Genomic DNA, 13,725 nt, shown 5'->3' on the forward strand with positions numbered 1-13,725 from the left:
AAGTTTTTGAGCCGTATCGATTTTCAATGTCGGCAGATGATTAAACCGGTTCATCATTTTTGCCCTCCTGATTTTACCTTAGGCACTTGTTTGCCATCTTTGACTTCTTTTTCAAGATTCGTGGTCGTATCCCGGTGGATCTTAAACCATGATCCGCATCCGTCCTTGTGAAACCACCACTCCTTCTGGACACCTGCAACGCATTTATTCATATGCACGTATTCGCTCCAGGCTTCCGGTGTCAAATCCTTTTCATCAGGTCTCGGACCCTTTTCCTCTCCGCCGAATCTGAATTCATATCCATTTCTTTTCCCGCAAATTGGACATGTGATTGTTAATGCCATCTTCTTTCTCCTTAATTATCCGGGCTGTAATTCACAAGCGCTGCGGTTTCACCCATGAGCTTGTGCTCCTGGTATCGTTTGTAAGCAAAGGGTTTCAACATGTCAGGACAGTGGTTGGTTGCCATAAATTCGGCCATGTATTTACCAACTGCAGAGCAGGATTTAAATCCAAAATACCCCCAGCCGCAGTCCATGAAAAAGCCTTCGACCTGTTCGTTACCATCCATAATGGGCGCCATATCCGGTGTCATATCGGCCAATCCGCCCCAGATTCTCATAAAGCGGACACCTCTTAGACAAGGTAGAAATTCAGAAAGCGCTTCAGCTTGATGCTTGATGTAGTGAGCCGTGTTCAATGTCGTATAGTTTGGCCATGGATCCATGTGAGCACCGGTGGCAATTTCACCTTTCAGTGTCTGGTTGGCATAGCAGTGGTATGCCCCTGATGAGACAACATGATCCAGCACCGGTTTTAAGGGCTGGGTGACCATTGCCTGGATAGTCAAAACACTGATGGGCAGTTTAATTCCCAGCATGTCATAAATCAGTGCGGCTGAATATCCACCTGCTGAAATCAGTACCTGTTTTGTGTTAATGGTACCGCGGCTGGTGGTCACAGAGGTTACCTTGCCGTTTTTAGTGCCGATTCCCAAGGCTTCTGTCTGCTGATGGATCTCAACACCTTTCTGGGCTGCGCCCCTGGCAAGTCCCCAGACCACGGCATCATGACGGACAACGCCGCCCGGCGGATGAAACATGGCCCCGTGAATAGGAAATGTAATATCCTCTGAAATATTCAAAGCCGGCACCAGTTCTTTGGCTTCTTTTGCATCAATAAGATGACTTTCCACCCCATGAAACTGGGCTGTGGCAATGGTCATCCGCGCCGCCTTCATGGCAGCTTCAGAGTGCATTAAATTCAGATTCCCGCAATTATTAAACATTAAATTGTAATTCAGGTCCTTTGTCAGAACCGGCCAGAGATCAAGAGCTTCCTTGTAAAGGGGGACGTTATACTGGGTCCGCTGATTGGCGCGGACAATGGCCGTATTTCGACCCGCACCACCAAATCCGATATAATTTTTTTCTATAATCGCAATATCGGTAATGCCATGTTCCTTTGCAAGATAATAGGCTGTTGCCAGACTGTGAAGTCCGCCTCCAATGATCACCACGTCATAACTTGATTTAAGCTTGGTCTTTTTGCCCCACATGGGTTTGCTTTTAAAAATCATTGGTCTTCTCTTAAAGTTTTGGGTTTATATTATTTTATTCCCTATTGCTGCGAATACATTACGAAAGAAATCATGTCAAGCGTTTTATTTCAAAATGATGGTTTTTCTTTCATATCCACTTGACAAACTTTTAATCTTGTTATAAATTTTTTTAAATTTAGAGAGTTACAATGATAAAAATGATTCAATTACTTTGACAATATAAATGGGAAAAGACAATATATAATGAATGATCCCGCAACACACCCTGTAATAAACGATATTTCAAACAAACTGGATTCCCTGACACCCAAAGCCCAGACATTAGGAACCTATATCATGCAGAATCCTTCCAAGGCTGTTTTCATGACCACAAAAGAACTGGCAGAAACCTGCGGGATCAGTGAAGCCACAGTGGTCCGGTTTGTCAGTACCCTTGGATATAAGGGATATTCAGACTTTCAGGAGGCATTAAAGGATTTTGTCAACACAGGCCTTTCTCTTCCTGAAAGAGCAGCCATCAAAGGCATTAAAGAACCCGGAGCAGACAGACTTCACAGGGGTATCTTAGAAGAATTAAACAACCTTAAATATTTGTATGAAAATATTAATGTCGAAACCATGAATGAGTTTGTTGACCTTCTGGCTAAAAGCCATACCGTCTATGTGATTGGCTCAAGACTATCCTATACATTTGCTTATTATCTGGGCTGGTCTTTGACCAAGATCAGAAAAGGAGTTCACATTCTTAAAGGCAGTGACAGTACATCAATGGATATGCTCACCAATGCTCATCCCAACTGCCTGGTAATCCTGATGGCCTCTTCCCGATATCCCAATGAGTTGATCAAGTTAAGCAAGATGATCCGCCGCAGCAGTCACACATTATTAACCATGACAGACAGCAGTATCTGCCCGGTAATCGGGTTTGCCAACTTGTCCCTTGTGGTTCCGGCAAGATCCATCCCGTTCATCGGCAATGTATCGGGCATGCTGGCCGTCATCCAGTTCATTGTCCAGGAACTGGCCAATAGAAAAGGAGAGGACCTGATTAAATACCAGAAGCAGCTGGAGCAGGTTTATCTGGAAAATGATATCCTGTTTAATCTTGAACCCATATAATATGAAAAGAGAGGAAAATATGTTGCAAACCCAGGAAGAACTGCTCAATGTACTGACTCAAATCGGCATTGAATACACAAATCATGAACATCCGGCCGTGTATACGGTTGAAGAAGCAGACCTGCACCATAAAGGCATTGATGGCGCCCACAGTAAAAATTTGTTTTTCAAGGATAAAAAGAAAAATTTGTTTTTAGTGGTCACCCTTTCCGACAAGTCGATTATCATCAAAGAAACGGCAAAAAAAATCGGTGCCAAAAGTCCGTCCTTTGGCAAGCCTGACCTTTTGGCCGAAGTGTTAGGCGTCATTCCGGGAGCCGTGACTCCCTTTGCCATAATCAATGATGAAAATCATAGGGTCAAAGTGGTGCTGGACAAAGAAATGATGGAAAATGAACTTTTAAACTTTCATCCCCTGGAAAATACGGCAACCACCACCATTGCATCAAAAGACCTGGTGAAATTCATGGAACACTGCAACCAGGAGTTTGAAATCATCAGATTATAACAGACATATCTTCAAAATAATTGCATTTTTCTTGACATAATGCCCTGTAGCAGATACGGGAAAGATTATGGGGAAAAAAATCAATTTTATCAAATTCATTCAATTGTGGGGAATTATTCTCCTGATTGTAGTTGGTGCTATTATCATTGTTCTTGATATTATCGTCTCCTATCGGGATTTCTATGTCCAGGCAGACCAGATTCGCGCCGATTACATTGTTCAACAGAAAAGGGTGATCAAGCAGGAAGTTGATCGTGTTGTTGCTATGATTAACCATGAAAAAGCCAAAAGTGAAACAATCACAAAAGAGAAGATTAAATCCAGAGTCTATGAAGCCTATGCCATTGCCCAACACATCTATCAGCAGAATAAGACCGCCAAAACCAAGGCTGAAATCAAGCAGATGATCCTCGATGCCTTACGGCCCATTCGTTTTGCCGACAAAAGTGGCTACTATTTCGCCACCCGTCTGGATGGCGTTGAGATACTCTTTGCCGACAAACCGGAACTGGAAGGAGAGAACCTGCTGAATTTACAGGATACTCATGGCCAGTATGTCATTAAAGAAATGATTGAAATCGTGCGGCAATCCCGCGAAGGCTTTTATGAATATTATTGGACAAAACCGAATGCAAAAGGCAGGAATTTTAAAAAAATATCTTTTGTCAAGCGATTTGAACCATTTGACTGGTTTATCGGCACCGGCTTGTATGTTGATGATGTTGAGATGTCGATCAAAAAAAAAATAATGGGGCAGATTAATAAAATCCGTTTTGGCATCAACGGCTATATCTTTGTTGATACCTGGCAGGGAATTTCATTGGCCCACGGCCTCCAGCCGGATCTAATCGGTACCAATATGTGGGAGACCGAAGACAGCAGGGGTAACAAAACCACTCAGATGCTGGTCGCTGCATCAAAAAAAGAGGAGGGTGGCTATGTCTCGTACTGGTGGAGAAAATCATCTACTATCAAGGAAAGCCCAAAAATTGCCTATACAAAAAGTATCCCGGATTGGGAAATCCTTGTTGGTACCGGCGCCTATCTTGATGATGTGGAAATAGATATTGCCCTGATGCACACTAAATTAAACAATCAAATCAAAACGAAAATGTTCTCTTTTGCTCTGATTGTGATCGGGGTAATCGTTTTTGTTCTTTTTTTCTTCAATCGTTTGACCCACAGAATCAAAAACGATTTCAATCTCTTTGTCTCATTTTTTAACCGGGCAGCCTACTCTGATGAAGCAATCAATCGGGACAAAGTTCACTTTGTTGAACTTGACCGGATGGCGCAAAACGCAAACCAGATGCTGCGGGACAAAATCCTTGCCCGGCAAGAGCTTATGGATGAAAGGGAACAGCTAAAGCAAAGCGAACACTTTTTAAACAGCATATTCGAAAGCATCCAGGATGGTATAAGTGTCCTGAACCCCGACCTCACCATCCGTCATACGAATGGAGTCATGAAAAAATGGTATGCCCTAGATCTTCCCCTGGAAGGAAAAAAATGTTTCACATGCTATCAAAATATCGATGAGCCGTGTGATCCCTGTCCGACGCTGCGCTGTCTCGAAAGCGAACGGATGGAAATGGATATCATACCCGGTCCCCCGGAATCTGATGAGGTGAAGTGGGTTGAGCTTTACAGCTATCCGATAAAAAATGCTGAAAGTGGTGAAATCACCGGTATTGTTGAATTTGTCAGAGACATCACCAAACAGAAAAAGACCGAAGAAGAATTGCAGAAAATGGAAAAACTCAAAAGCGTTGGTACTTTAGCCGGCGGCATTGCCCATGATTTTAATAATATTCTCATGGGACTCTTCGGTAATATTTCCCTTGCCAAAGAAGACCTGAACCAGGAGCATCCGGCTTTCAAGGCCCTTGAAGGAGCGGAAAGCTCCATGAACCGGGCAACCCGCCTGACCCGGCAGTTACTCACCTTTGCCAGGGGCGGTGAGCCGGTTAAAAAGAATGTCACCCTTGGCACGCTGGTCGAAGAGGTCGTCCGTTTTGACCTTTCCGGCAGCAATGTCAAACCGGTTTTTGAGCAGGTCGCCGATCTGTGGTTGGCTGACGTGGATAAAGGACAGATACAACAGGTCTTTTCCAACCTGACAATCAATGCCAACCAGGCAATGCCCGATGGCGGCAATCTCTACATCATCCTGAAGAATGAGGAACTCTTCGACAAAACCCTGGCGGGTCTCAACCCTGGAAAATATATCAAGGTCATAGTCCGGGATGAGGGTGCCGGGATTGAACAAAAATATCTTGAGCGAATATTCGACCCCTATTTTACCACCAAGCAGACGGGCAGCGGTTTGGGACTGGCTACTGTTTATTCGATTGTTAACAAACATGGCGGCCGCATAAGCGTTGATTCCAAACTCGGCCAGGGGTCGATCTTCACCCTTTATCTGCCCGCTTCCGAGGCACGCCAACTGCCTCAAACCGGGCCGGTGGCAGCCAAATCCTCATCCTTGCTGCAAAGTGCCAGAGTCCTTATCATGGATGATGAGAAAATGATCTGTGACGTGGCCTCGAAGATGCTGGAAAAAAGCGGATACGAGGTTAAAGCAGTGGAAGACGGCCGGCAGGCCATTGTGATGTACCAGCAGGCACTGGCTTCCAAAAGGCCTTTTGATGTCGTGATTATGGATCTGACCATCCCCGGTGGCATGGGCGGGGAAGAGGCCATAAGGGAAATTCTGGCCTTTGATCCTGAAGTCAAAGCCATTGTTTCCAGTGGTTATGCTGACGACCGGATTATGGCAAATTATGCCGAATACGGCTTTAAGGATATTGTCTCAAAACCATACTCCATATGCCAACTGCGGGAGGTGTTGAACCGGGTTCTTAAAGGATAGCTTCTTTATATTAAAGAGCAAGCAAAGTCCAAAAAAAATTTATTAATGGATGAAAACATCATCTCCTTGCCGGGTTAAACATAAGAATGTACCATTACCCGGATTGGCTATACTTGACAAAAGATATAAAGGGGTGGATGTATAGTGCGCAAGAGCAACCTTAATCGCCATCCAGTGTGAAACAACAAGAGTATTGTTATTCTTACCTTTGGAAAATATATATTCCAATTCCTCTACCATTCTATGTTGCAGTTGCCGGAAGGTTTCCGCGCCGGATAAAACAAATGCATCAGGTTCTCCCCAAAACATCTTGTATTCATCCGGATGAGACTGTGCTGTTTCTTCACGTGTTCTGCCTTCCCAGTGCCCAAGATTGATCTCTCTTAGATTATTTGAAATGATGACTTCCAGTTTTCTGTCTTTTAATATTATGTCCAGTGTATCTCTTGCCCTTTTCAGGGGACTTACATATGCTTGATGAATCTCATATTGATCAAGTGATTTCTTTACATCATATGCCTGTTGTTTCCCAATTACAGTCAAAGGGGAGTTTTGATGACCTTGCAGACGATTTTGCTGATTCCATTCGGTTTCACCATGTCTTACAAGAAAAATATTTGTTTCTTTACACATCATTTACAGCCCGACCAAAAGCATCTTATCACCCGACATTTTTATTATGGGTTTTTATATCGCTTGTCTTGTGACTGTGCAAGAAAAATTTCAAGTAACCGGGCATGCGCATGAGAATAGCCATAAATATTTTTCACACCCATAAAGTCACAGATTTCTTGACTTTAGTTCTGAAAAATGTTTCTTTTTTAAAAAGTGAAATTTCTTATTATATCATGTTTTGTACTATTATTTGGGTGGAATGCTGTCTTTATTCCATATGGGTATACTGACCAATCCCGCCTTCTTATTATTACTTCTTTTCCTGAAAAACTTTATATCAGCATGATATCAAGGTTCCAGGAAAAACATCCCAAGCTTAGAATAAAGGTCTTAAATAAAAAAACTGCGGCTGCCATATCATATGTACAAGAGACTGCCTCCAATCCGGCGGACCTCTTTTGGGCTTCAGCTCCCGATGCGTTTGAAGTGCTCAAGGCCGGTGATTTTTTGAAACACTATCGTCCTTTGTCGCCGGGTATCCCGGAAAAAGTAAGAGACTATCCCATTCATGATCCTGAAGGTTACTACACCGGATTTGCCATATCCGGATACGGTATCATGTGGAACTACCGTTATTTGATAAAGCATGGCTTAAAGCCTCCAAAAATCTGGCAGGATTTGACATCCTGCAAATATTATCGCCATATTGGTATGTGCACACCCGCAAGATCCGGTACCACCCATATGGCCGTAGAATCCATTCTCCAATCTCAAGGCTGGGAGGCGGGTTGGGCAACCCTGCTGGAAATAGCCGGCAACCTGGCTACTGTTACGGCCCGCAGTTACGGCGTGCCCGATGGAATTAAAAACGGCCGATTCGGCATTGGCATTGTTATTGACTTTTTTGGATTGTCATCACAATCAGCAGGATTCCCGGTAGCTTTTATCTATCCGCCCGGTACTGCACTAGTACCTGCTAATATTGCTTTGATAAAGGGAGCTAAAAACCAAAAAAACGCTGAAAAATTTATCAATTTTCTGATTTCAGCCGAAGGCCAGCAAATACTATTTGTTCCTGAGATTTCCAGATTACCTATAATGCCAAAAATATATAGTAAAGCGCCAAAAGGGTATCCTAATCCTTTTCAATATGAAGATAACAATACGATTTTTTTTAACTGCAACCTTTCTCAACAACGGTATCATTTGGTTAACACAATGTTTGATCGCCTGATCACATACAGCTCCAAAGCTTTAAATAAAACATGGCAGGCCATTCACAGGGCTGAATTAAAAGCGCAAAAAAATAATAATCCTGAATCCATGGCACTGGTCCTAAAGGCAAAAGAACTTGTCTATAGGTTACCCGTCAGTAATCGGGAAGCATGTAATCCGGAATTTACTTCGATCTTTCAACGGCATAGGCCGAGCAAACCACCGCCACTCAGGCAAGCTCAATTAGAAGAAAGCTGGGACATCTTTTCCCGTGATAATTTGAAAAAAGCCCATGATCTGGCACTGCAAGCCATGGCCAGTATAGAAAAAATATGAACACACAAATCCAAAACACATCAAACCGTCTTCCTGCACTATTTGGATTTGGCAGCCGATTACTCCTTGCCTTCAGTCTTGTTGCGGCCATGACGGTTGTGGCCGGACTCGTCGCATGGATAGCCTTTGGGTCTTTGGGCAATGTCATTAATCAAATAGAAGATCAAAATTTTCCAGCTATCACCCTTTCGGCTGAACTAGCTGAAAAGGGTGCCGCTGTGGTTGCCACAGCTCCTCTATTAATTGCTGCAAAAACCGAGACAGAACAGGCAGATATCTGGTCCAATCTAAGGGTGCTTTTGCGGGAAATGGCTCAACTAACAAAAGAGCTAAGCCATTATTCCGATAGCCGTGAGGCAATGGAACAGCTTAACATCTCCATTGACAGAATCACTGATAATCTAATAAAACTGGACTTTCAGATCAGACAAAAATTATTACTTTCTGAACAAATTTCTGAAAAAGCTGATCGACTGCGCTGGGTACATGCGGATTTCCTGGATGAAGTAGATCCCATGGTGGCTGATGCCCGCTTTAATTTGGAGTCGGCAATGGAAAAAATAAAGCTGTCTCCCGTACCGGTAAAAAATCATGCTCAGTTTAATGTTTTTAAAAAAGAATCTACTAAACAGGAGGCTATCCTAAAGGTCAATGCTCTGGGGAATCTATCAGTCGGATTGCTTGTAAGGGGCAGCAGTGCACCTGATATGGAAACCTTAAATGATACCGTCCACTTTCATGGTGAAGTGGCAGCTCTGTTAGAAAGAGATCTGTCTGGTCTTAAGGGTTTGTCCAGTGCAATTTCCCTTAGACAGGTTACCAGAGAAATCATCTCGTTTGGAAAAGGTGAGGATGGACTTTTCTCAATGCGTAAAAAACAATTAGCAGCTCTTATAGAAGGGTATCGGCTTTTAGAACGAAATCGAGCATTAGTGGGAGAATTAAGAGCGATCATTGCCACCCGGGTGAACGCAGCTAAAACTGCATCAGTATCAGCTATGAAAAAATCCGAAAGGCTTGCAAACCAAGGGAAATTAATGCTGCTGGGTGCCATGGTGGCCAGCCTTTTAGTGGCAATCCTGGTGGGCTGGTTCTATGTGGGGCGCAATCTGGTAGCGCGGATTACAAATTTAAGCAAAAGCATGCAATCCATTGCCGGCGGCAACCTGCAGGCACCTATTCAAACAGGTGGCCGGGATGAAATATCAAGTATGGCCCAATCATTGCTGATTTTCCGGAATACAGCCATTGAAATGGAGGAGGCAAATGTTCAGGCCCTTATCGATAACGCCCAGGTTGGCTTGATCACGACGGATATGAACGGACGGATTGAATTTTTCAATCCCACTGCCATGGCCCTGTTTGGTTATCATGATGCCAACCGGTTATCAAATAATTTTGAAGAATTGATCACGGGTGACAACCTGAAGTTTATTAAAGAATTTTTCCAAAAATCTTCGGATAAAGATGATAAAATCCTGCTGGCAATGGAAGTCATAGGTAAACAAAGGGATGGAAACAGGGTTCCAATTGATATATCCATACGCGGCTTTAAACAGCGGCAGAAAAAAAAATATATTATAACACTCTATGATCTTACCGAGCGTAAGCAGGCAGAGTTGATTCTTGAGCAGCGGGTCCGTAAACGAACCAATGACTTGTATCAGGCCAATGAAGACCTGCAGCACGAAATCAAAGAACGTCAAAATGCCCAGACCGTATTGCAGGAAGCCCAGGCTGAGTTTGTGCAGGCGGGTAAGCTTGCGGCTCTGGGCAAAATGGCGGCAGGAATTGCCCACGAGCTTAATCAGCCCCTGACAGCCATTCGTTCCTATACGCATAATATGGGCCGGTTGTTTGAATTGGGCAGGACAGATGAAGCTATAAATATTTTAGACAGGATAACCTCATTAATTGAACGAATGACAACCATTTCCAGAAATTTAACAAATATTGCCAGACTCCCCAGAAAAAATATCGATCGAATTCTTCTGCAACCTATACTTAATCAGGCCATAGGACTGTTCCAGGAACAGATTCAAAAGCAGAAGGTAACTCTCAAAATCAACATGCCAAAGAGGGATATTCAAGTCCTGGGAGAAAAGATCCCTTTGGAACAGGTATTTACCAATTTGATCAGCAATGCCCTTGATGCCATGAAAGAATGTCCAAAACAAAGGCTTACAATTAAAGTTTCCACTAGAGAACAGCAAGGAGAGGCCTGTATCACCTTTACCGACACCGGCAAGGGGATGTCAAAAAAAGAACTGTATCAAATATTTGATCCCTTTTATACCACCAAAGAGGTGGGAAAAGGACTGGGTTTGGGACTGTCCATATCCTACAATATAATTAAAGATTGGCAAGGCTCATTAAAAGCCCTGAGTGAACCTGAAAAAGGGGCATCATTTGTACTTATATTAAAAACGGAATAATATTATGTCAAAGGGCAAAATCATACTCATAGACGATGAAATGGACGTGTTATTATCCTGGAGCCAGACCCTTGAACTTGAAGGTTATGAGGTTTTAACCTTTAATAACCCAAAAAAATCTTTAAATGAACTTTCCAGGGATTGGGCCGGAATTGTATTAACTGATGTTAAAATGCCGGATATGAGCGGCTTTAATCTGCTTGATCTGGTTCAGGATATTGATCCGGAGCTTCCGGTTGTTTTGTTTACAGGTCATGGGGATATATCCATGGCCATTCATGCGATTAGAAACGGGGCCTATGATTTTGTTGAAAAGACAACTTCGCCGGAATACCTCCTTGATGTAGTTCAACGCGCTTTGGAAAAACGCCGACTCATTTTAGAAAACCGTGCGCTTCGTCAAGAGCTGGATGGTTTTCCAAATCTGGATGCCCGCCTGATTGGAAAAACCGAGGTAATGGAAAAACTCAAAGCAACAATTCGTAATATCGCCAATACAGACGTGGCCATTCTATTAATCGGAGAGACCGGCAGCGGCAAAGAGCAGGTGGCACGAAGCCTCCATGATTGTGGGGTCAGAGCTGAAAATCCCTTTGTAGCTATTAATTGCGGAGCCATGCCTGAAACGATTTTTGAAAGTGAGCTTTTTGGATATGAACCCGGTGCATTTACAGGGGCGACAAAACGCCGTATAGGCAAGATTGAATTCTCCAATGGCGGGACATTGTTTCTGGATGAGGTAGAAAGCATGCCCATGCAGCTTCAGGTTAAACTTTTGAGAGTCCTTCAGGAACGAGTGGTTGAGCGAATAGGTGGTAATGCCTCTATTGAGGTGGACATCCGCGTGATCGCAGCTTCAAAGGAAGATTTGCATGAGGCCTGCAATCAAAATCGATTCAGACAGGACCTGCTTTACAGGCTGAATGTCGTTACGATACCACTGCCTTCGCTAAGGGAGTGCATCGCTGATATTCCTCTTTTATTTGAACATTTTGTGAACCTGGCCTGTAATCGACACCTGCGGCCCCGGCCCCGTCTTGATCCGCAATTTCTAGGCCGATTAATGAGTTATGACTGGCCGGGTAATGTCAGGGAACTGAACAATGTGGCTGAAAGATTTGTTCTGGGGATTGACTGCGATCGATTTGATACTGATCTTGAGGACTATTCACCACCGGAAGGAATGGATCTGCACGAACAAGTGGAACTATTCGAGAAACAAATCATCATTCAAACCCTGAAAGCAAATAAAGGCAGAATCAACCAGTCTGCTAAAGCATTGAAGATTTCCCGAAAAACCCTTTATTTGCGTATCCGAAAATTTGGACTGGACAAATTTAAATTCCGATAGATCAGAGTACTTCTTCCCTGTTATTTAAAATATGTTACCATTCTTACACATCGTATTCTCTTAAATGGGTAATAAAGGACCATTTTTTATATTGATATTATTCATATCATGCGTTTCGGCCTGCTTTTTTGACAAAATTTTCCTGGCATGAATCTGGCAAATACACAATATTGAACCCATAATTTTAAAAGGAGGATTACCATGCGTATTTTTACCCTGTTTTTTTCACTTTTTATTTTTTTAACTATTGTACCAGGTGCCCCTGTTTTTGCTGCCGAAATAGAGGACAAGCTTGTAATTATTACATCCTTTCCAAAGGATCTGACTGAGGTTTTTAAAAAAGGCTTTGAATCCAAATTTCCAGGCACCAAGGTGGAAATTTTACAGAAAAAAACCTCAGCAGCAGTAAAATATATACAAGAGACTGCTAAGGCCAATACATCGGATCTTGCCTGGGCATCAGCTCCGGACGCATTTGAGGTACTCAAAGGTGACGGACTTCTGGCCAAATACAGTCCAACTGCCAAAAATATTCCAAAGTTAATAGGTTCATATCCTATTAACGACCCTGATGGCTATTACACTGGTTTTGCCGCTTCAGGCTATGGCATCATGTGGAATACCCGTTATCTGAAAAGAAAAAAGATCCCGGCTCCCGCGGAATGGGCTGATTTGAAAAAACCAATTTATTTTGATCATGTCGGCATGTCTGCGCCTTCCCGTTCCGGAACCACGCATTTAACTGTTGAAACTCTTTTGCAAGGCGATGGCTGGGCAAATGGCTGGGCAAAATGGAAAGAGATTGCAGGAAATTTCAAAATGGTTACAGAACGTAGTTTTGGTGTACCGGAAGGTGTTAACAGCGGTGATTTTGGCGTTGGCATTGTTATTGATTTTTTCGGATTTTCTTCAAAGGCAACCGGATTTCCTGTTGATTTTGTTTATCCCAGGGTAACTGCGCTTGTTCCTGCCAATATTGCGATTGTAAAAAATGCCCCCCATTCCCGGGCAGCAGTGGCTTTTATTGAATTTTTATTATCAGATGATGGTCAGGAACTTTTATTAGACCCGGCAATCAGCCGTCTCCCTATCAATCCACAGACATATGCCAAAGCTCCTGCAAATTTTCCCAACCCCTTTAAAAATAAATCCATTGGCGCGGCCGTACAGTTTGATGTAGGACTCTCTAAAAACAGATACAACATTATAAACTCTCTTTTCGATGTGATGATTACCTATAGACGAAAAGATTTAGCCCAGGCTGTAAATGCCATTCAAAAGGCTGAAGCAGCCCTGGTCGGAAAATCCAACCCTGCGGCGGAGAGTCTTATAAAAGAGGCTCATGCTCTGGTTGCTGCAATGCCGATTTCCGAGGCTGACGCTCTTGATGAAAATTATCCGGGTGTCTTTACTTCAGATGTCTTTAAAAAACGAAAAAAAGCCAGCGTAAAAGTGCCACAGCGTCAGGCTGAGATCGAAGAAAAATGGGATACATTTACCAAGAAAAATTATAATTCTGCAAAGGTCAAAGCGAAGAAAGCCCTTGCATTATTAAAATAAAGTATCCACTGCATAAAAGAGAAGCAAACCAAAAGGAGGAGGACTGTGGCAATTTCAGAATTCCGAAAACATCCCGGACAGACACTGGTGATGCTGAGCATTTTTATTTTTTTGCTGGCTTTTCTAGTTATACCTGTAGTTCAGGTAATTTTC

10 protein-coding genes are annotated in these 13,725 nt (G+C 43.1%); 7 read left to right on the forward strand and 3 right to left on the reverse strand.

Annotated elements, in window-relative coordinates; all coding sequences use genetic code 11:
- Window positions 1-53 precede the first annotated feature (53 nt).
- Window positions 54-344 carry a sarcosine oxidase subunit delta gene (locus K8S13_RS15040; RefSeq protein ID WP_291463705.1) on the reverse strand — a complete coding sequence of 97 codons (291 nt, stop codon included), beginning with the start codon at window positions 342-344 and terminating at the stop codon, window positions 54-56.
- An 11-nt stretch (window positions 345-355) separates the two neighbouring features.
- On the reverse strand, window positions 356-1,579 hold the full coding sequence (locus K8S13_RS15045; RefSeq protein WP_291463707.1) for an FAD-dependent oxidoreductase: 1,224 nt from the start codon (window positions 1,577-1,579) through the stop codon (window positions 356-358).
- A gap of 225 nt (window positions 1,580-1,804) precedes the next feature.
- Here K8S13_RS15045 and K8S13_RS15050 point away from each other — a divergent pair, with 225 nt between their 5' ends.
- The 3 genes from K8S13_RS15050 (at window position 1,805) to K8S13_RS15060 (ending at window position 6,060) form a co-directional block, all read left to right on the forward strand.
- Window positions 1,805-2,680 carry a MurR/RpiR family transcriptional regulator gene (locus tag K8S13_RS15050; RefSeq protein WP_291463709.1) on the forward strand — a complete coding sequence of 292 codons (876 nt, stop codon included), beginning with the start codon at window positions 1,805-1,807 and terminating at the stop codon, window positions 2,678-2,680.
- Window positions 2,681-2,699: 19 nt separating this feature from the next.
- Complete coding sequence (locus tag K8S13_RS15055) at window positions 2,700-3,188, forward strand: prolyl-tRNA synthetase associated domain-containing protein (RefSeq protein ID WP_291463711.1); 489 nt, start codon at window positions 2,700-2,702, stop codon at window positions 3,186-3,188.
- A gap of 67 nt (window positions 3,189-3,255) precedes the next feature.
- On the forward strand, window positions 3,256-6,060 hold the full coding sequence (locus tag K8S13_RS15060; protein ID WP_291463713.1) for a cache domain-containing protein: 2,805 nt from the start codon (window positions 3,256-3,258) through the stop codon (window positions 6,058-6,060).
- A 42-nt stretch (window positions 6,061-6,102) separates the two neighbouring features.
- Here K8S13_RS15060 and K8S13_RS15065 read toward each other — a convergent pair whose 3' ends face one another.
- A complete protein-coding gene (locus K8S13_RS15065) occupies window positions 6,103-6,696 on the reverse strand; it encodes a histidine phosphatase family protein (RefSeq protein WP_291463715.1) in 594 nt (197 codons plus the stop codon).
- A 192-nt stretch (window positions 6,697-6,888) separates the two neighbouring features.
- Here K8S13_RS15065 and K8S13_RS15070 point away from each other — a divergent pair, with 192 nt between their 5' ends.
- From K8S13_RS15070 to K8S13_RS15085, 4 genes are all read left to right on the forward strand, one after another.
- Complete coding sequence (locus K8S13_RS15070; protein ID WP_291463716.1) at window positions 6,889-8,226, forward strand: extracellular solute-binding protein; 1,338 nt, start codon at window positions 6,889-6,891, stop codon at window positions 8,224-8,226.
- Window positions 8,223-10,661, forward strand: a complete 2,439-nt coding sequence (locus K8S13_RS15075; RefSeq protein ID WP_291463717.1) for an ATP-binding protein — start codon at window positions 8,223-8,225, stop codon at window positions 10,659-10,661. Before K8S13_RS15070 ends, K8S13_RS15075 begins: the two co-directional genes overlap by 4 nt.
- A gap of 4 nt (window positions 10,662-10,665) precedes the next feature.
- Window positions 10,666-12,012 carry a sigma-54 dependent transcriptional regulator gene (locus K8S13_RS15080; RefSeq protein ID WP_291463719.1) on the forward strand — a complete coding sequence of 449 codons (1,347 nt, stop codon included), beginning with the start codon at window positions 10,666-10,668 and terminating at the stop codon, window positions 12,010-12,012.
- 201 nt (window positions 12,013-12,213) lie between these two features.
- The gene (locus K8S13_RS15085) at window positions 12,214-13,572 is read left to right on the forward strand and encodes an extracellular solute-binding protein (RefSeq protein WP_291463720.1); all 1,359 of its coding nucleotides are present in this window, start codon (window positions 12,214-12,216) and stop codon (window positions 13,570-13,572) included.
- Window positions 13,573-13,725 lie beyond the last annotated feature (153 nt).

This window comes from Desulfobacula sp. (genome assembly GCF_021107415.1).